A 17,223-nucleotide genomic window follows, 5' to 3' on the forward strand; every position below is an offset into this window, starting at 1 on the left:
GTGCGTATGTCCGTCGCTGAGGAACGCCGCGCGGCGGCCGCCGCCCGTGGCCGTGTGCCGTCTCGCGGAGGGGTGCCCTCGGGCGTCCGTCCTGGTGCCGGCTCGTCGAACCCCCGACGCCCGTCCCGTGGCGGAACCAGCGGCGGGTCGTGGTCGGGAAGCGCCGGCGGGCGCCGGGACGACCCACGCGACACCGCGAACGTCGGCGACCTGCGTCTGGGCCTCGCCGCCTTCCTCCTCCTCGCGACGGGTGGCCTCGGATTCGGTCGGGTGCTCGACGCGCTCGACTGGTGGTTCGTCACGAACCTCGTCATCGCGATCGTCCTCGCCACGGCGATCCTCCTCCGGCGCACGAGACTGCCGGCGGTGTTCGTGTGGCTCGGCGCCGGCATCGCATGGCTGCTGACGATCACGCTGTTCTTCGCCAGTGAGACGGCGATCATCGGCATCGTCCCGACCCCGACGACGCTCGGCGCCTTCGAACGGTTGCGTGACGCCGGGTTCCAGACCTTCCACGACGGCTCGGCCCCGCTCGACACCGACGCCGGCGTGGTCTTCGTCATGGCCGCCGGCGGCGGCCTCGTCGCGCTGGCGGTCGCCTGGCTCGTGCTCGGCCGCCACGCACCGGTGCTCGCGGCCGTCCTGGTCTTCGCCGTGTACGCCGGGCCGACCGTCGCCGTGTCGTTCCCCCTCGATCCGTGGGTGTTCGCGTTCGTCGCACTCTCCTTCCTCTGGCTGCTCCGTGAGGACGTCCGGCGCCGCGAGTTGCTGCGAGCCCTCGCCTCGGCTCGGGCCGCCGGCGATGGACGCGGCGCCGGCCCGTCGGCGATGACCGGTGCCGGTCGCTTCGGAGGCCTCGGCCCGGCCGTCCTGGTCAGTGCCGTGGCCGTGGTCGTCGCCCTCCTCACACCGGCCGTGCTGCCCGACCTCGCCGTCCGGGACGTGACCGCCGGCGCCCGTGGCAGCGGTCCGTTCGTGAACGGCATCAACCCGCTCATCTCGCTCGGCCAGAGTCTGCGGCGCCCCGCGAACACGACCGCGCTCGAGTACACGACCACCGCCGACGACGCCCCCTACCTCAAGGTCACCGACCTCAGCGACTTCACGGGTACGGTCTGGGGACCGGACAATTCGGGCTACAACGACGGCAACACGCTCGACGCCTTCCCCGCGCCGGCCGGGCTCAGCGAGGCGATCCCGGTGGAGACCTTCGAGACGACGGTCACGGTGGACTCGCTGTCGAGCCCGTGGCTCCCGCTGCCGTACCCGACGCAGAAGGTCGACGGGCTCCGCGGCGACTGGCGGTTCGAGGCCGCCGGGCTGACGGCGATGGCGGAGCGTGGATCCACCCGCGGGCAGACGTACACGGCGACGAGCACCGCGATCCTGCCGACCGCACAGCAGATGCGCGACGTCCCGCCGGTCGCCGACCCGGCGTCAGCCGCCCCGTACCTCGAGCTGCCCGACGACCTGCCGCAGATCATCCGTGACACCGCTGCGGACGTCACGGCGACCGCCTCCACCGACTACGACCGCGCGATCGCCCTGCAGCGCTACTTCCGCAGCACCTTCGAGTACTCGGAGTCGGCACCCGTCGAGGAGGGCTTCGACGGCAGCGGAGCCGAGGTCATCGCGACGTTCCTGGAGCGCAAGGCCGGCTACTGCATCCACTTCTCGTCCGCGATGGCCGTGATGTCGCGCGTCCTCGGCATCCCCGCGCGCATCGCCATCGGGTACCTGCCGGGCACGACGATCGACAACACCCCGGCGAACCGCGACACCTACATCGTCACCTCGGACCAGTTGCACGCCTGGCCGGAGCTGTACTTCGAGGGTGTGGGCTGGGTACCCTTCGAGCCGACGGCCAGCCGTGGGGTCGTGACGCAGTTCAGCGACGCGAGCACGGCGACGCCCGGCAGCGGATCGGTGAGTCCCGACAGCCGTCCGGCTCCGACCGCGGCGTCGACGCCCACCCCCACCGCGGACGCGCTCGGCGGACCGACCTCGACCCAGTCCGGCGGGGCCTTCACCGCCGCCCTCGTCCCGCTCGCGATCCTGCTCGGCGCGCTGATGCTGCTCGCCACCCCGTCGATCGCCCGGGGACTCCGGCGTGCGGCCGGGCGTCGGCGTGCGCTGACCGAGGGGACCTCGGCCGGCTGGGCCTGGGCGGAGTTCCTCGACACCGCCCGCGACCTCGGCTTCCCCGTGACGTCGGCGGAGTCACCACGCGGGTTCGCGTCGAGGCTGCGCGGGCAGTTCCGGATCGAGTCACCGGCCGTCGACCGGCTCGTGTCGGCGGTCGAGCGGGAGAGCTATGCGCCGAGCGCTGGTGGTGCGGCGAGCGCCGGTTCGGTCGACGCGGCGTTGGCTGAGGCGAAGGCGGCCCTGCGGTCGGCGAGTCAGCCGCTCGAACGCGTCCTCGCGGCAGTCCTCCCCCGGTCGCTCGTGCTGCGCCGCGACCAACGGGTGGACTGGCGGCCTCCTGCCGCGAGCTGACGCGAGTGGCGCTCCGTGCCGGTGTCTCCGACCGCTGGCGACGCGGCTCGGCCTGGCTCGGAGTGCGTCACCGCGGCCGGGTGGCGCGCGGCGGTCCGGGAACCAGGTATGCTGCTATCTGGCCGTTTTTCACAAACAGCCATGGAGAATTCGCCTAGTGGCCTATGGCGCACGCTTGGAAAGCGTGTTGGGTTAACGCCCTCGGGGGTTCGAATCCCCCATTCTCCGCCAGCTTGACAGAACGCCCTTCGCCCACCGCGAGGGGCGTTCTGCGTTTCCGGAGCACCCCGGCGGCGGTGCTCTCGGGTTGCCAGCGCGGTGCGCTGACGTGAGCGCGGGTCACACGCGTGAGCGCGGGTCTCCGGAGGGGCGCGCTCAGGGCTACGACCCGCGCCCACGCCGAACTCGTCGGTTTCGCGCCAGCGCACCGCGCTGGCACCGAGTCCGCACATCTCACGTCAGCGCACCGCGCTGAGCGAGTCGATCATTCGAGGGTTGACAGTTAGAAGTCAAAGCATTAGCGTTCTAACCATGGACGACGAGACACCCACCCTCAGCAGCACACTCGAACTGGTCCGCTGGATCGGGTGGGCACAGCGCAAGGCCGGCGAGGACTGGATACGAGCCCGCGAACTCAGTCACGAACAGGCCTTCGTCCTCGGCCACCTCGTCCGGCATCCAGGATCGAGCCAACGCGACATCGCCGAGGTGAGCCGGACGAGCGCCGCCAGCGTCTCGAGCCTCCTGCAGGGACTCGAACGTCGAGACCTCGTCGAACGCCGCACGGAGGAGGGGAACGCACGCACCAAGCGCGTCTACGCCACCCCGCTCGGTACCGACCTCATCGCCGGGTTCGAGACCGCGATGGCCGAGGCCGACGACGTCATCCTCACCCCGTTGGACCGGAGCGAACGCGACACCCTGCACGCTCTGCTCACGAAGCTCACGGCGCACCTGCCACAGCCGACCCGCTGATCACCGCTCGGGGAACCCGAGCTCACTGACCACGCGCCGAGCCCCCTCGCCGCGTCCTCCACCGACCGCCGAACACGATGGCGACCGCGAACGCCACGACGGCGCTGTCCGTCGCGCCCGGACGCCTGCTGAGCCCGTCCGCCCAGCCCGCGCCGGACGCCCCTCATCACCGAACCTTCGCCGCGCCGGCGCTCATCGTCGCGCCCGGAACCTGCCCGAAACGGAGCCTGCCATGCACCCCGAAGACCACATCGATCCCACAACCGGAACGCCCGTCCCCAGCGGCACCGCACCATCGACAGCCACCGCGCCATCGACCGACACCGCACCCCCGACCGCCGCGGACACGATCGGCAGCAACCGCTGGTACCTCGCGACCGCCCCGATCATCCGGGCGCTGATCCACCTGTGCGTCCCGATGGCAGCGGCCCTCGTCGTCAGCGCCGTCTACAACCTCATCAACGCGGGCGTCGTCGGCTCACTGCACGACACCACCCTGCTCGCCGCGATCACGCTCGGAGCCCCGATCCTCGGACTGATCATGGCCATCGGCGACCTGTTCGGCGTCGGCGGCGGCGCGCTCATCTCCAGACTCCTCGGCGCCTCGGAACACGACCCGGCACAGGCCGGGGACATCAAACGGGCCGCTTCCTTCTCCGTCTGGGGCGCGTTCCTGACGGGCGCCGTCCTGGGTGGGATCGGCCTCGTGTTCCTCGGCCCACTCGTGTCACTGCTCGGGGCGGACGCGGTCACCGCACCGGCGACCTCGGCGTTCATCGGTGTCATGCTCGCGTTCGTCCCCGTCATGGCGACCGCGTTCTGTCTGGAACAGCTCGTGCGGGCCGAGGGTGCCGCCCGTCAGGTGATGATCGCCCTCATCGCGTCGGCCGTGGCGAACCTCGTCCTCGATCTCGTCTTCATCCTCGGGTTCGGCTGGGGCGTCGCCGGTGCGGCGCTCGCGATGGGCCTGGCGAACCTCGGCGTCCTCGTCTACTTCGTGGCGTGGTTGCAGCGCAACAGCGAGCACGTCAGTCTGGCACCGCGCTGGTTCACGCTGTCGCAATCCATCCTCAAGCCGGTCCTCGGTGTCGGCGTGAGCACGCTCCTGCAGTCGGGGTTCCTCATCGTCACCGCGCTCGTGTTGAACACGCTGGCCGCAGCATACGGAGACGCCCCGCTCGCCGCCATGGGCGTCGCGGTCCGGATCGCCCAAGTGCCTGAGTTCCTGGTCATGGGCGTCACCTTCGGCGTGCTCCCCCTCCTCGCCTACGCGTTCGGCAAGGGCGACGGCGCGCGCCTCCGGTCCGCTCTCCGTGCCTCGGCACTCACGGTCGGTGGGATCTCGGTCCTCTTCGCCGGCGTCGTCTTCGTCCTGCGTGAGCCGATCGTCTCCGCGTTCATCGCCGACCCCGCCGTCCTCGGACTCGGCGTCACGATCCTCGTCGCCCAGCTCACCGCGATGATCGCCAACGGATTCACCGGACTCATCACCTCCCTCTTCCAAGCGACCGGGCGAGCGCTCCCAGCAGCGGTCATGGCCGTCACCCAGGGCGTGCTGTTCGTCCCGATCGTCCTCCTCGGCAACCTGTGGTTCGGACTCGGTGGCATCGTCTGGTCGCTCACCGTGACGGAGGTCATCGTCTTCCTGGTCGGGGTCCTGCTCTGGCTCGGCTCGCGAACCGCCATCGACCGTGGGCTCGCAGCCGGTTCCCCGGAGCGTGCCGACGCGCAACTCGCCGACGCCTGACGGACTGCCAGCGCGGTGCGCTGACGTGAGCGCGGGTCACACGCGTGAGCGCGGGTCTCCAGAGGGCCGCGCGCACCGCCACGACCCGCGCTCACGCCGATTGCAGCGATCTCACGTCGACGCACCGCGCCGGCGCCCGCACCACCGCGCTCGGGTCGGCGCACCGCGCTGGCGACACCCCGCCGGGCGCGCGGGACATCCCGGGAACATCACCCCGCCGGGGCGTCCAGGGGTATCCGCATCACCGCGTTCTCGATGAGCACCCCACGACGCTCGACCCGCTGCTCGCGGACCACGACGAAGCCGTGGCGCTCGAACACCGGCTGCGCCGTCCGACTCGCCTGCACGGTCACCTCCCGGAGCCCCACCGCCCGCGCCTCGTCGAGCACCTGACGGATGAGCGCGGATCCGACGCCGCGTCGTCCCGCGCCCGGGTCGACGAACAGCATGTCGAGGTAGCCGGTCTCGATGTCCAGGTCGGTGAATCCGACCGCCGAGTCGTCGAGCTCCGCCACCCACGTCGTCACCGCGGCACGTCGGGCGGCCCAGTCGTCCAGCACGGCGCCTGCCGGGTCGTCCGGCACCCATGCGGCGAGCTGCTCGGCCGTGTAGTGGGCGGCAGCGGTCACCCGCACCGCGCGTTCGAAGATCGACCTGGTCGCCCGCGCATCGGTGTCGCGGTAGCGGCGGATCCTGAGGTCGTCGAGCACGCGCGTCAGCCTAGCCGGAGCACGGGGGCTCCGCGGGCAAGCGACCTCAGCGCTCGATGGCCGGGATCTCCGAGAGGTCGGTGTACACGGGGATCCCGCGCTCACGGGCGATCGCGACGTCGGTGTCGGCACCGGACGACTCCCCCGGCAACCGGAGCACGGCGTCGCAGTGTTGGAGCAACCGCCTCGCCGTCTCGTACATCACATCGCCGTCGCCCGACGCGGCGTCGATCCCACGCAGGACCGGCAGCGCAATCCACTCCCCGATCATCGGGACGTGACCGAGCGCGTAGATGGGCGCTGCTGCGGCTTCGAGTCGTTCCAGGTTGCGGGCGATGGCGTCGGGATCACCGCCGGTCCCGGAACGGTAGGGGCCGGCGATGAGGATGAGGAGTGGCGTTGTCATGTCCAGCACTGTAGCGTTAACCGTGCACGATCGTGCAACACCATGAAGGAGCACGCATGTTGAGCGCACAACGACGATCACACCTGCTCGACCTCCTCGACCGCGACGGCCGGATCGTCGCGAAGGACGCCGCCGCTGCGCTCGGGCTCTCGGAGGACTCGATCCGACGAGACCTCCGCGAGCTGGCCGATGCCGGTCTCTGCGTCCGCGTCTACGGCGGCGCACTCCCGGTCGCCGCGGCCGATCGCCCGTTCCGGGATCGACTGTCCCTCGGGGCGGAGAGCAAGGAGCGCGTCGCCCGCATCGCCGCCGAGCGGATCCGTCCGGGCAGCACCATCATCATCGACGCCGGCACCACCGCGCTCGCGCTCGCGCGACTCCTCCCGGACGACCCGACCCTCACCGTCATCACCCCGAGCCCGGCGGTCGCACTCGCCGTGGCGGAGCACTCGCCGGCACGCGTCATCATGATCGGCGGCGAACTCGGACGTCACTCGATGGTCGCGGGCGGCGCCCTCGCCGCAGAAGCCATCCGCCACCTGAGCGCCGACGCCTGCTTCCTCGGCGTCACGGGCTTCCATCCCGAACACGGCCTCACCACGGGCGAGCTCGACGACGCCGCGACGAAGCGCGCCCTCGCCGAGCGCAGCACCGACGTCTACGTCCTCGCGAGCGAGGAGAAGGTCGGGGCCGTCTCCCGGTTCCCGGTGCTCGACCTCGGCGAGGTCACCGAGGTCATCGTCGACCCGCAGGCGGACGGACCTGATCCGTCGACGCGGACCGGAGGTTCAGACGCGCGGGATCGTCAGGATCGCGGGTAGGTCTCGGCGAGGAACGCGGCGTAGCCACCCGGGGTCCGGCCACGTCGCCGACCCGAGGTCTCGACGGGCGCATCGAGCGTCGGTACGACCCGGAGACCCGCCGCCCGGGCGCGCTCGACGAGATCGACGTCCTCATGCTCGGCCAGCTCACGGAAGCCGCCGAGGTCGTCGAGCCGATCGGCCCGGACACCCAGATTGGCCCCGTGCACGTTACCCGGCAGATGTCCGGGCGGATGGGTCTCCATCCAGCGCTCGATATCGTCCTCGGAGAAGTCCGTGAAGTCGGGACGGACGGTCCCCAGGAGGACGTCGACACCGTCGTCGAAGGCATCGGCATGCACGGAGAACCATTCCTCCGGAACGCGCGAGTCGGCGTCGGTGTTGGCGATCCACCGTTCTGAGACGTCGGCAGCGCCTGATCCCGCAGCACCTGATCCCACAGTGGCCGCGACACCGGCCCGCCGACCAGCGCCGACACTGCGCTTGTCGATGACGACGGTGACCATCTCGTCAGGATCGAATCCCGCCAACCGCTCACGGACGATCCGCGCCGTGTCATCGCGACAGTCGTCGAGCACCACGACGATCCCCACCTGTAGCTCGGGACGACGACGCAGCACGGCCGCACGCGCGACGAGGAGCGCGTCGAGGCATGCCCCGATCAGCTCCTCCTCGTCGTGAACGGGCACGACGGCATCGATCCGTCGCAGCATCAGCCCGTCAGACCGTCCACTGCGGCGACGCTCGCCTCATCGGCGGGCACGAGGACGTCGAGCAGGAAGTCGTCCTCGACGTGCTGGATCGACCGACGGCCGGGCCAGCGTTCGAGCAACCGGCGATGGACGAACTCGGCCGAGGTCGTGGAGTGGTCATCGGGGTGCCGCCAGTGACACGCGACGAGGCTCCCGCCGGGGGCGAGCGAGCCGAGAATCTGATCGATGACCCGGTCGAAGTCGGTCGCCGACAGGTAGTAGCCGACCTCCGACATCACCACGAGGTCGAAGGAGCCGCTCGGCCAGTCGTCCGGAAGCGTGCCCCGTTCGAACCGGGCAGCGGGCACCCGTCGACGGGCGATCTCGAGGGGCGCCTCGGCGATGTCGACCCCGAGCACGTCGTCGCTGCGGTCCGCGAGCCGCTCGGTGAGCACACCCGTCGCGCAGCCGAGTTCGAGCACCGAACCGTAGCGCTGGCGCGGCAGAGCGGCGAGGAGGACCCGACGTTTGCGCTCCTCGTACCAGGACCCGAAGTCCCAGCCGTCGGGGTGGTCGCGGTAGTGGTCCTCGAACGACTCCTTCGACCGCGAGGTGGTATCGGAGTCCGCCGCCGCACCTGCATCCGTGTCGGATCCCGGCGCGAGGTCCAGCGCACGCCCGTTCGGGAACAGCACCTCGAACCGCCGCGCGTAGTGCTGCAGGTGGTGGTGGTCGACGATCGCCTCGTCGCCCGGTGCGTCCGAGAGGGGCTCCGTCTGCGAGGGGTAGGCGTCCATCGCGGCGATCTTCGCCCCGTGCGCCGCCGCGTCGAGCGGGACGATCCGCGCCTCGACCCATGGCAGGGTCGCGTCGTCGGTGTCGGCCCAGTGCCAGAGCCAGATGGGGAACTCCACGAGCGCGAGGTCGAGCTCGGTCGCGAGGGCCGTGGCGAGTTCGCCCGCGATCCGGTGGTCGCGGTGCCCGTCGCCGCGCCAGGGGGCGACGATGAGCGGTCGCGATCCTGCGGTGGCGACGGCTGCACGCAGTCGCCCCGCGATGCCCGCGCGTTCGGCGTCGAGGCCACCGTCCGGGATGTGCAGGACGTCGTACCCGACCGTCGGGTGGAGACGACCGACGGCATCGATGAACTCGGCCTCCCGGCGCGGGGCGAGTTCCTCGGGCGTGGTGGTCGGTGAGTCGGGGTGCGATCCCTCGCCGAGGGTCACGAGGAGGACCTCGACCGGGATCCCCGCGGCTGCAGCTGCCGCGATCAGCCCGCCGGCTCCGAGCGACTCGTCGTCGGGGTGCGGCGACAGGACGACGACGCCGGTGGCGTGCCGCCAGCCGTCCCAGACCGGCAGGTCGAGCTCGTGCAAGCGGGTCGCCCAGGCGGCTGCCGACGTGCCGGGGTCGCGGTGGTCGAACGCGGGCATCAGTCGGCCTCCACCAGCATGCGGCCGTAGCGCGCGAGGTCGCGGTCACCGTGGTCCTGCTGGACGTAGAGCTCGAGGTCGGACATCCGCGCGAGGTAGGCGGGCTCGGAGGTGAGTGGGCCGGGGCCGAGCGCTCCGAGCACCCCGGCGCGGATGGCGTCGACCCGGCCGCGGACCGTCGACCGCACACGCTGGGCGAGGCGCGGACCGGCCACGTCGTCGGCGTGACCGTGCTCGATGGCCTGTGCCGCATCGGCGATCGCCTGCTCGGCGATCGAGAGGTCGATGGCCGCGGCGCCGAGCGTGCGGAGGAGGAGATCGGCGTCGGGTCGGGTGCGTGCCGCGGCGAGCAAGCGGTCGACGAGCGTGACCGCGCCGCCCCACCAGCAGGCGGCGACGCCGATCCCGCCCCAGGAGAAGCCGGGGCGTCGCAGATACCACCCGTCGTCGCCGACCGGGGACGCCGGGACGCCGTCGAAGCCGACCGGGCCACTCGGGACGAGCGGCAGTCCGCGGGCGAGCCACGCGCTGTCGTCGGTCGTGACCCCGGGATCGGTGAGTGCGACGGCGAACAACCGCCGCTCCCCCGGCGCGGTGTGGGCGGTGACGAGCGCGTCGCTCAGGTGGGACGCGAGGGAGCACCACGGCTTGGTGCCCGTCAGCTGCCAGGCATCGTCGACCAGGGTCGCGTCGAGACGCAGCCCCGGTGCCTCGGCCGCGAACACACCCCAGGTGGAGACGGCAGGCGGTTCGAGGTCGGCCTGATGCAGGATGGCGAGCGCGTCGAGGTGCGGTTCGACGACGCGTGCGAGCGTGACGTCGACCGCGGCGATCGCGGCGAGTCCCGCGAAGACGCGCCCCGCGGTGTGCTGCTCGAGCGGACCGACGAGTCGCACGGCCGTGGACGTGAAGGCCAGGCGCGACTCGATGCTCGCCAACGATCCGGTCGCCGCGTCGTGCAGGGCGCCGAGGTCGAGGGAGGTGCCGCTGGTGGGCCAGGCGGTCGACTGCAGACGGATCATGCGATCCGCGTCTGGTGTCGGGGTTCCATCGGTGCGCGCATGCGACCTCCTCGCGTCGTGGAGGTCCAAGTCTCGCACCGCCACGCGCCGCCGCCCGCCCCTGGACCGCGACCATCGACCCTGGTAGTGCGTCAGCGCGGTGCGCTGACGCGAGCGCGGGTCATGGACGTGGGCGCGGGTCTCCAGAGGGGCGCGCTCGGTCGCCTGACCCGCGCTCACGCCGGTTCCCTCGGGTTCGCGTCAGCGCACCGCGCTGACGCCAGGTTTCGGCAACTCAGCCCAGCGCACCGCGCCGGCACCCCGCTCGGGCGAGGCGCCGGGCAGCGGCTCAGTCGCGGAAGAGGGCGCTGTAGGCGTTGATCGCCGGCTGCCCACCGAGGTGCGCGTAGAGGACGTTGCTGGACGCCGGGATGTCACCACTCGTCACGAGGTCGATGAGCCCTGCCATCGACTTCCCCTCGTAGACCGGGTCGATGATGACACCCTCGAGCCGACCGGTCAGGCGGATCGCCTCCATCGTCGACTCGACCGGGATCCCGTAGAGGTCGCCGGCCCACCCCTCCAACACCGTGATCTCGTCGTCGCGGAGCTCGCGTTCGAGGCCGATGAGCTCCGCCGTGTTGCGGGCGATGCGTGCGACCTGGTCGCGGGTCTCCTGGATCTTCGCCGACGCGTCGATGCCGATCACCCGGCGCGGTCGGTCCTGCCCGGCGAACCCGGCGATCATGCCGGCGTGGGTGGACCCGGTGACGCTGCAGACGACGATCGTGTCGAAGAACACCCCGAGTTCACGCTCCTGCTGCTCGACCTCCGCGGCCCAGTTTGCGAACCCCAGACCACCGAGCCGGTGGTCCGACGCGCCGGCCGGGATCGCGTACGGGGTGCCGCCGCGTTCGCGCACGTCGTCGAGGGCGCGCTCCCAGCTCGACTTGAAGCCGATGCCGAAGCCCGCTGGGTCGAGACGGACCTCGGCGCCCATGATCCGCGACAGCATGATGTTGCCGACCCGGTCGTTCACGGAGTCGGGCCAGTCCACCCAGTTCTCCTGCACGAGGACGGCCTGCATCCCGAGCTTCGCCGCGACCGCCGCGACCTGACGCGTGTGGTTGGACTGGTAGCCGCCGATCGACACGAGCGTGTCGGCACCCTGCGCGATCGCGTCGGGGATGAGGTACTCCAGCTTGCGGGTCTTGTTGCCGCCGTAGGCGAGACCGCTGTTGACGTCCTCGCGCTTGGCCCAGATCGTCGCGCCACCGAGGTGGGCGGTGAGGCGGTTGAGTTCATGGACGGGACTCGGCCCGAAGGTGAGCGGGTATCGGGAGAAGTCGCTGAGGGACATGTGGTGGCTCCTGGGTCTCGGTGGTGCGGCTGAGTGGTGGCGATCGGTGCGGGGAAACGGGTCGGGTGGCGCGAGCTGGTCAGTCCTCGTCGAGGTGGGCGAGGACGAGGTCGGCGAGGGTCGTCCAGTTGCCTCGGACGAGCGCGGCCGCCGCATCCGCGTCCCCCTCCGCACAGCGCTCGATGACGGCGTCGTGCTGCGCGATCGACCCGCGTGCGGCGACCGAGGAGAACCGCAGCCGTTCGATCCGGCGCAGCAGCGGAGTGACCGCCTCGAGCGCATCACGGATGAACGGGTTCCCGGCGACGTCCACGGCCACGGCATGGAAGGCGTCGTCCGCTGCGAGCGCGGCGTCGGCGTCATCGCGTTGGAGCGCGGCTGCGAAGTCACGGTTCGCCGCGCGCATGCGGTCGAGGTCGGCCGCACTCAGGTGCGGCACCGCCTCACGGACGGCGAGTTCGTGCATGGCGGCGGCGACCGCCTGTGCCTGCAACGTCGCCCGGCTGTCGAGCGGGGCGACGACGGTCGACCGTCCGGGTTTCGCAATGACGAGCCCGCTCCGGGCGAGGCGCAGGACGGCCTCACGGATGGGCGTGCGACTCACGCCGAGCCAGCGTTCGAGTTCGGTGTCGACGAGCTTCTCGCCCGGGGTGAAGGTGCCGTCGACGATCGCGTTGCGGAGCGACTGGTAGACGTCGTCGCGGAGGAGCGCCCGGCGATGCGGGTTGGCTTGAGCGGGAGCGGGCATGCAATATATTGCACATCGCAGAAGCGAAATGTCAAGTATGCCGGGGCAGCCGGGCGGACCGCGTCGCAGAGTGGGGCATTCGTCCTACTTGTCCCCCAGATGGCGGATTGTCCGCCCACTGAAAGCAGGCCACGATGGTCGGCGGGGGTGAGTGCGTGGTGCAACGGGGTGATGAACCGGTGACGGTCAGACCGCATCCTCGCGTGCTCTGGAGCGCCGTCCTGAGCGCCGCCATCGTCGTCCTCCCGGTCTGGGGCGTCTCGCTCTGGCTCGTCGGCCCGAGCCCGAGTGTCGAACGCACGTGGGTCATCACGCTCGGTGTCATCGGCATGGTCGTGCTGCTCGGCGTCGCTGTCCTGTCCCGTCGCCAACGCATCGTCGTGCGGCATGACGGGTTCGTCGAGCAGCCCATCGTCGGGCGGCAGCGGTTCGTTCCTCGGGAGGCGATCGGCCGCAGTCTGCTCTTCGAGTTCCGGGGTCGAGGTCTGCATGCGAGCTCGCAGTTCTTCGTCTGCGACGCCGAGAACCGCCCACTCCTCCGCATGCGCAGCAACCGGTGGAGCACGGACAGCATCGCGGCCGTCGTCGCCGCCTACGACGGCCCGGTGGAGCGACCTCGCCAGCCGGTCTCGCTCGACGACCTCCGCGAGGACCACCCCGACCTGCTCACCCCGCTCGAGCGTCTGCGCTGGGCGCGCGCCGAACTGCTCTAGCCGAACTGCTCTCGCCGAGTCGGCCTGCCCCGGCTACCGCGACGGAGCGCGAGGGCGTCGTCGCACCACGCGGGATCCGGCTCGGGTGGGATGCAGCTCGGGTCAGAGCGCCTTCGCGTACCAGTGGGCCCCGGGGTCGCCGTCGACCCGGGTGAAACCCGTCCGCTGGTAGAACTGCTGCGCCCCGGTGTTCGCGACGCCGACGCCGAGGTGCACGCCCGGGACGCCGCGCTCCGCGAGGAGCTCACAGAACGCGTCGATGAGCCGTCTGCCGACACCCATCCCCTGCGTCTCCGGCAGCAGGTCGATGTGCAGATGCGCCGGGTACTGCGCGAGGAGCTCCGGGTCCAGACCGCCACGGTCGGTCGCGGATTGGACGATGCCGCGTTCGCCCTCCGAAGCGGCTCCGGAGGCCGCGGCCGCCGTGTACTTCGCCTCGACGGTCGGCCACCAGTGCTCGATGAACCAGCGGTCGAAGGCGGTCGTGTCCGCGGTGCCCAGGATGTAGCCGATCGGGCCGGCACCGGCGTCGACGAGCAGCGCCAACTCGGGCTCGTGCTCGACGTAGGGCAAGGCATAGATGTCGGGCAGGAGGTCGTCCGTGCTGAACTGCCCGGTCGCGTCCGCCCCCGAGTCGCCCGTTCGGGTGCAGATCGCCGCCACGGCGGCGCGGTCGGACGGTCGGTACGCGCGGATGTCGGTCACCGCGCCAGCCTAACCGGCGTTCCCCGATCCCTGAGCCCCATCCTCGCCGGTCCCTGAAGCCCACCCTCCCGGTCCCTGAGCCCCGCCCTCCCCGGTCCCTGAGCCTGTCGAAGGGCGGCGTTCCTTCGTCTGCCCTTCCACCACCCTCCGGTCCCTGAGCTTGTCGAAGGGCGGTGTTCGCCCGTGTGCCCTTCGACAAGCTCAGGGACCGACCGAGGCGCGACTCAAGGATCGAGGTGCGGCCCAGGGTCCGACCGAGGGGGCGAATCAGGGACCGACCGAGGGCGCGATCGAGGCGCGATCACGGGTCCGATCGAGGCGCGACCCAGGCACCGGTCCGACCGGGGTGCCTAGGCTGAGTCCCGTGACATGGCGACCAGGAGGCATCGACGCGGCCGTCGAGCAGTGGCGGCTCGTGCCCGACGGCGAGCTCATCGTGACGCCGTCGAGCCGGCTACTTCCCGTGACGCACCACGGACGACCGGCGATGCTCAAGGTGCCGCTCGTCCACGAGGAGGCGCTCGGCGGTCAGCTGCTCGCGGCGTGGGACGGCGGCGGGTGTGCAGCGGTGTTCGCGGGCGATGACCACGCGATCGTCCTGGAACGCGCGACGGGCGGCCGTGATCTCTCCTCGCTGACCCGAGCAGGTGACGACCTCGGAGCCGTCGCGCTCCTGTGCTCCGTGCTCGACACCCTGCACACGGCCATCCCCGCCCCGGCGCCGACCGATGCCGACGGTGTCATCGCCGAACTCCCCACGCTCCGCCGGTGGTTCCACGAGCTGCTCGCCGACGACGCCTCAGCCCTCGGCACCCTCCTCGGCGATCCGGCGAGCGCCGCGTTCCTCGAGTGTGGGCGGGAGCTCGCCGATCGACTGCTCGACACCACGACGCCTGCGGACGTCGTCGTGCTCCACGGCGACCTCCACCACATGAACGTGCTCGAGTTCGCACCCGGTGACTGGCGGGCGATCGACCCCAAGGGCATCGTCGGCCACCGCGCCTTCGACGCCACCGCGATGTTCAGCAACCCCGATCCAGCGACGGCGCGGAATCCGCGGCTGTTCACCGAGCGGGTGGGGCTGGTGAGTCGATCACTGGGCCTGTCGCGAACCGTCCTCCTCGAGTGGGTGGTCGCGCGCTCCGCGCTGTCCGCCGTGTGGTCGCTGCAGGACGGGCTGCTCGACGACGCCCGCGCCACCGTCGAGCTCGGTCGCCTCGCCGAAGACGGCCTCCGCTAGGTTCGCGCCCTTCGACAAGCTCAGGGACCGGGAAACCGCTCGCGGAACGGAGCGGCACAGCTCCGCGGACCCGCACGCGCGCCTCCCACCGGCAACAGGTCACTCCACCCCGGTCGCCAAGCCACTCCACCCCGGTCATCGAGCTTGTCGAGGTGCGGGCGCCACCCTTCGACAAGCTCAGGGACCGGGACCCGCTCAGGGGACCGGAACACCGCGGAGCAGCAGCTCAGCGGCGGCGACGCGTCCCGAAGATGCCCTCGACGACGCCGGTGAGGATCGACCGCGTCGCCTTCGACCCGAGGATCTCTTCGAGCGGACTCTTCGACGACGTCGACGACGACCGCGTCGACGTTCGGCGGGTCGTGCCGGCGGTCTTCCGGAGCAACCGTTCGTACTCGGCGTCGGCCTTCTTCTGCGCCGCGGCCTGCGCCTTGTCGGCGGCGGCCTGCTGCTTCGCGAGTTCCGCCGCGATGCGCTGCCGCTCGAGTTCGGCCTCGGCGGCGAGCGCGGCCTGGTTCGCCTCCTCGAGCTTCGCCGTCAGGATCTCCCTCGCCGACTCTCGGTCGACCGGCGTCCCGTACCGCACGAGCAACGGTGAGGCCGCGATCGCCGCGTCGATCGCGGTGTCGGCACTGGGCGACATGAGTCCCTGCGGCGCCCGCAGTCTCGTCCACGCGACCGGCGACGGTGCCCCTTTCTCGTTCATCACGGTGACGACCGCCTCACCGGTGCCGAGCGAGGTGAGGACCTCGCCGAGCTCGTAGCCGGAGGTCGGGTAGGTCGACACGGTCGCCTTGAGTGCCTTCGCGTCGTCCGGGGTGAACGCACGGAGGGCGTGCTGCACGCGCGAACCGAGCTGCGCGAGCACCTCGCCCGGGACGTCCTTCGGTGTCTGCGTGACGAAGAAGATGCCGACACCCTTCGACCGGATGAGCCGGACCGTCTGCGTGATCTGCGCGAGGAAGTCCTTCGACGCGTCGCGGAACAGCAGGTGCGCCTCGTCGAAGAAGAACACGAGCTTCGGCTTCTCGGGGTCGCCCACCTCGGGGAGGGTGTTGAAGAGGTCGGCGAGCAACCACATGAGGAACGTCGAGTAGAGGGCCGGCTGGTTCTGGACGCCCGGCACCTCGAGCAGGCTGACGATGCCTTTGCCGCTCGGGTCGAGGCGGATGAAGTCGGCGGTGTCGATCTCGGGTTCGCCGAAGAAGACGTCGGCGCCCTGGTCGGCGAAGGTGATGAGCTCCCGCAGGATCACCCCGACGGTGGCGCCCGACAGCCCGCCGAGCTCCTGCAGCTCGCCCTTGCCGTCGTCGCTCGCGAGGTAGGTGAGGACCGCGCGCAGGTCGCTCAGGTCGAGGAGCGGCAGGCCCGCCTTGTCGGCGTAGTGGAAGACGAGACCGAGGCTGGACTCCTGCGTTGCGTTGAGGCCGAGGACCTTGCTCAACAGCAGCGGGCCGAAGGCCGCGATGGTGGCGCGGATCGGGACGCCCTTGCCGACGCCGCCGAGCGCGAAGTACTCCGTCGGGGTGGCGGCCGGCGTCCAGTCCTGGCCGATCCCGCGGGTGCGGTCGAGGAGCTTCTCGTTCGACTCCCCCGGGGTCGCGATGCCCGAGAGGTCGCCCTTGATGTCCGCGGCGAACACGGGGACGCCGGCGGCCGAGAGCTGCTCGACGAGGCCCTGGAGCGTGCGGGTCTTCCCGGTTCCGGTGGCGCCGGCGACGAGCCCGTGCCGGTTCATGACGCTGAGCGGGATGCGGACCTGCACCCCCGGCACCGGTTCCCCGTTGACCAGGGCACCCATCTCGAGCGCCGGGCCGTGCACGAGGTAGCCGTCGCGGATCTTCAGCACGTCGTCGAGGCCGAGCGGGCCCGGGCCGATGGTGTCGGCGTTGAGGTCGTCGGTGCTGCTGGCGCCGTCGCCGCTGCTGCTGCTCGGGGCCGTGCTGCTGGTGTCGGCAGTGCCAGTGCCGGCGGTGCTGGTGTCGGTACCGACCGCTTCGTCGGTTGGGACGCCGGCTAGGACGTCGGATGGGGCCTCGGCGGCCGGCGCATCACTCGCGGAACCGGGGTCCCCAGACTCGACCGGTGACGCCGCTCCGGTGGCCCCGCCCGACGCCGTGATCCCGGCCCCGGCGAGCGCCGCTGCCGCCTCGGCCGCCTTCACTTTGGCTGCGGC

15 protein-coding genes and 1 tRNA gene are annotated in these 17,223 nt (G+C 71.3%); 7 read left to right on the forward strand and 9 right to left on the reverse strand.

Going from position 1 to position 17,223, the window contains the following annotated elements:
• The 4 genes from IFT89_RS17085 to IFT89_RS17100 form a co-directional block, all read left to right on the forward strand.
• Positions 1-2,496, forward strand: a 2,496-nt coding sequence (locus tag IFT89_RS17085) for a transglutaminase family protein (RefSeq protein WP_213014318.1), incomplete at its 5' end; no start/stop codon positions are given.
• A gap of 143 nt (positions 2,497-2,639) precedes the next feature.
• Positions 2,640-2,727: transfer RNA gene (locus IFT89_RS17090), tRNA-Ser, on the forward strand.
• 300 nt (positions 2,728-3,027) lie between these two features.
• Complete coding sequence (locus IFT89_RS17095) at positions 3,028-3,471, forward strand: MarR family winged helix-turn-helix transcriptional regulator (protein ID WP_202939555.1); 444 nt, start codon at positions 3,028-3,030, stop codon at positions 3,469-3,471.
• A gap of 232 nt (positions 3,472-3,703) precedes the next feature.
• Positions 3,704-5,218, forward strand: a complete 1,515-nt coding sequence (locus tag IFT89_RS17100; RefSeq protein ID WP_202939556.1) for an MATE family efflux transporter — start codon at positions 3,704-3,706, stop codon at positions 5,216-5,218.
• Positions 5,219-5,427: 209 nt separating this feature from the next.
• On the opposite strand, the gene IFT89_RS17105 is transcribed toward IFT89_RS17100, so the two are convergent.
• Together IFT89_RS17105 and IFT89_RS17110 are read right to left on the reverse strand one after the other, a co-directional pair.
• Positions 5,428-5,928 carry a GNAT family N-acetyltransferase gene (locus tag IFT89_RS17105; RefSeq protein ID WP_202939557.1) on the reverse strand — a complete coding sequence of 167 codons (501 nt, stop codon included), beginning with the start codon at positions 5,926-5,928 and terminating at the stop codon, positions 5,428-5,430.
• 46 nt (positions 5,929-5,974) lie between these two features.
• A complete protein-coding gene (locus tag IFT89_RS17110; RefSeq protein ID WP_202939558.1) occupies positions 5,975-6,334 on the reverse strand; it encodes a DUF4406 domain-containing protein in 360 nt (119 codons plus the stop codon).
• 56 nt (positions 6,335-6,390) lie between these two features.
• Between IFT89_RS17110 and IFT89_RS17115 the strand changes: the two genes are divergently transcribed.
• Positions 6,391-7,155: a DeoR/GlpR family DNA-binding transcription regulator gene (locus IFT89_RS17115; protein ID WP_202939559.1), complete on the forward strand. Its 765-nt coding sequence runs from the start codon at positions 6,391-6,393 to the stop codon at positions 7,153-7,155.
• Here IFT89_RS17115 and IFT89_RS17120 read toward each other — a convergent pair.
• The 5 genes from IFT89_RS17120 to IFT89_RS17140 all read right to left on the reverse strand — a co-directional run bounded on the left by IFT89_RS17120 (position 7,140) and on the right by IFT89_RS17140 (position 12,389).
• Complete coding sequence (locus tag IFT89_RS17120) at positions 7,140-7,844, reverse strand: glycosyltransferase (protein WP_307783536.1); 705 nt, start codon at positions 7,842-7,844, stop codon at positions 7,140-7,142. The two genes, IFT89_RS17115 and IFT89_RS17120, sit on opposite strands and share 16 nt — an antisense overlap.
• Before the next feature lie 23 nt (positions 7,845-7,867).
• The gene (locus IFT89_RS17125) at positions 7,868-9,280 is read right to left on the reverse strand and encodes a bifunctional PIG-L family deacetylase/class I SAM-dependent methyltransferase (RefSeq protein WP_202939561.1); all 1,413 of its coding nucleotides are present in this window, start codon (positions 9,278-9,280) and stop codon (positions 7,868-7,870) included.
• Complete coding sequence (locus tag IFT89_RS17130; protein ID WP_244650791.1) at positions 9,280-10,302, reverse strand: acyl-CoA dehydrogenase; 1,023 nt, start codon at positions 10,300-10,302, stop codon at positions 9,280-9,282. Before IFT89_RS17130 ends, IFT89_RS17125 begins: the two co-directional genes overlap by 1 nt.
• A gap of 328 nt (positions 10,303-10,630) precedes the next feature.
• Complete coding sequence (locus tag IFT89_RS17135; protein ID WP_079706802.1) at positions 10,631-11,641, reverse strand: 1-aminocyclopropane-1-carboxylate deaminase; 1,011 nt, start codon at positions 11,639-11,641, stop codon at positions 10,631-10,633.
• Between the two features lie 79 nt (positions 11,642-11,720).
• On the reverse strand, positions 11,721-12,389 hold the full coding sequence (locus tag IFT89_RS17140) for a GntR family transcriptional regulator (protein WP_202939562.1): 669 nt from the start codon (positions 12,387-12,389) through the stop codon (positions 11,721-11,723).
• A 203-nt stretch (positions 12,390-12,592) separates the two neighbouring features.
• On the opposite strand from IFT89_RS17140, the gene IFT89_RS17145 reads away from it, so the two are divergent.
• A complete protein-coding gene (locus tag IFT89_RS17145; protein WP_202939563.1) occupies positions 12,593-13,102 on the forward strand; it encodes a hypothetical protein in 510 nt (169 codons plus the stop codon).
• Positions 13,103-13,204: 102 nt separating this feature from the next.
• Here IFT89_RS17145 and IFT89_RS17150 read toward each other — a convergent pair whose 3' ends face one another.
• On the reverse strand, positions 13,205-13,807 hold the full coding sequence (locus tag IFT89_RS17150) for a GNAT family N-acetyltransferase (protein WP_202939564.1): 603 nt from the start codon (positions 13,805-13,807) through the stop codon (positions 13,205-13,207).
• Positions 13,808-14,171: 364 nt separating this feature from the next.
• Here IFT89_RS17150 and IFT89_RS17155 point away from each other — a divergent pair, with 364 nt between their 5' ends.
• Complete coding sequence (locus IFT89_RS17155) at positions 14,172-15,047, forward strand: aminoglycoside phosphotransferase family protein (protein WP_202939565.1); 876 nt, start codon at positions 14,172-14,174, stop codon at positions 15,045-15,047.
• A gap of 226 nt (positions 15,048-15,273) precedes the next feature.
• Here the strand turns inward: IFT89_RS17155 and IFT89_RS17160 are convergent.
• A partial coding sequence (locus IFT89_RS17160) for a helicase HerA-like domain-containing protein (protein ID WP_244650795.1) occupies positions 15,274-17,223 on the reverse strand: 1,950 nt, incomplete at its 5' end.

Source organism: Plantibacter sp. CFBP 13570, assembly GCF_014841395.1.
Classification (GTDB): domain Bacteria; phylum Actinomycetota; class Actinomycetes; order Actinomycetales; family Microbacteriaceae; genus Plantibacter; species Plantibacter auratus.

What these genes read in the sequence shown, in the direction of transcription:
- IFT89_RS17095 (WP_202939555.1), top strand. Translation starts at nt 3,028, where the DNA reads ATGGACGACGAGACACCCACCCTCAGCAGCACACTCGAACTGGTCCGC.
- IFT89_RS17100 (WP_202939556.1), top strand. Translation starts at nt 3,704, where the DNA reads ATGCACCCCGAAGACCACATCGATCCCACAACCGGAACGCCCGTCCCC.
- IFT89_RS17110 (WP_202939558.1), bottom strand. Translation starts at nt 6,334, where the DNA reads ATGACAACGCCACTCCTCATCCTCATCGCCGGCCCCTACCGTTCCGGG.
- IFT89_RS17115 (WP_202939559.1), top strand. Translation starts at nt 6,391, where the DNA reads ATGTTGAGCGCACAACGACGATCACACCTGCTCGACCTCCTCGACCGC.
- IFT89_RS17125 (WP_202939561.1), bottom strand. Translation starts at nt 9,280, where the DNA reads ATGCCCGCGTTCGACCACCGCGACCCCGGCACGTCGGCAGCCGCCTGG.
- IFT89_RS17130 (WP_244650791.1), bottom strand. Translation starts at nt 10,302, where the DNA reads ATGATCCGTCTGCAGTCGACCGCCTGGCCCACCAGCGGCACCTCCCTC.
- IFT89_RS17135 (WP_079706802.1), bottom strand. Translation starts at nt 11,641, where the DNA reads ATGTCCCTCAGCGACTTCTCCCGATACCCGCTCACCTTCGGGCCGAGT.
- IFT89_RS17140 (WP_202939562.1), bottom strand. Translation starts at nt 12,389, where the DNA reads ATGCCCGCTCCCGCTCAAGCCAACCCGCATCGCCGGGCGCTCCTCCGC.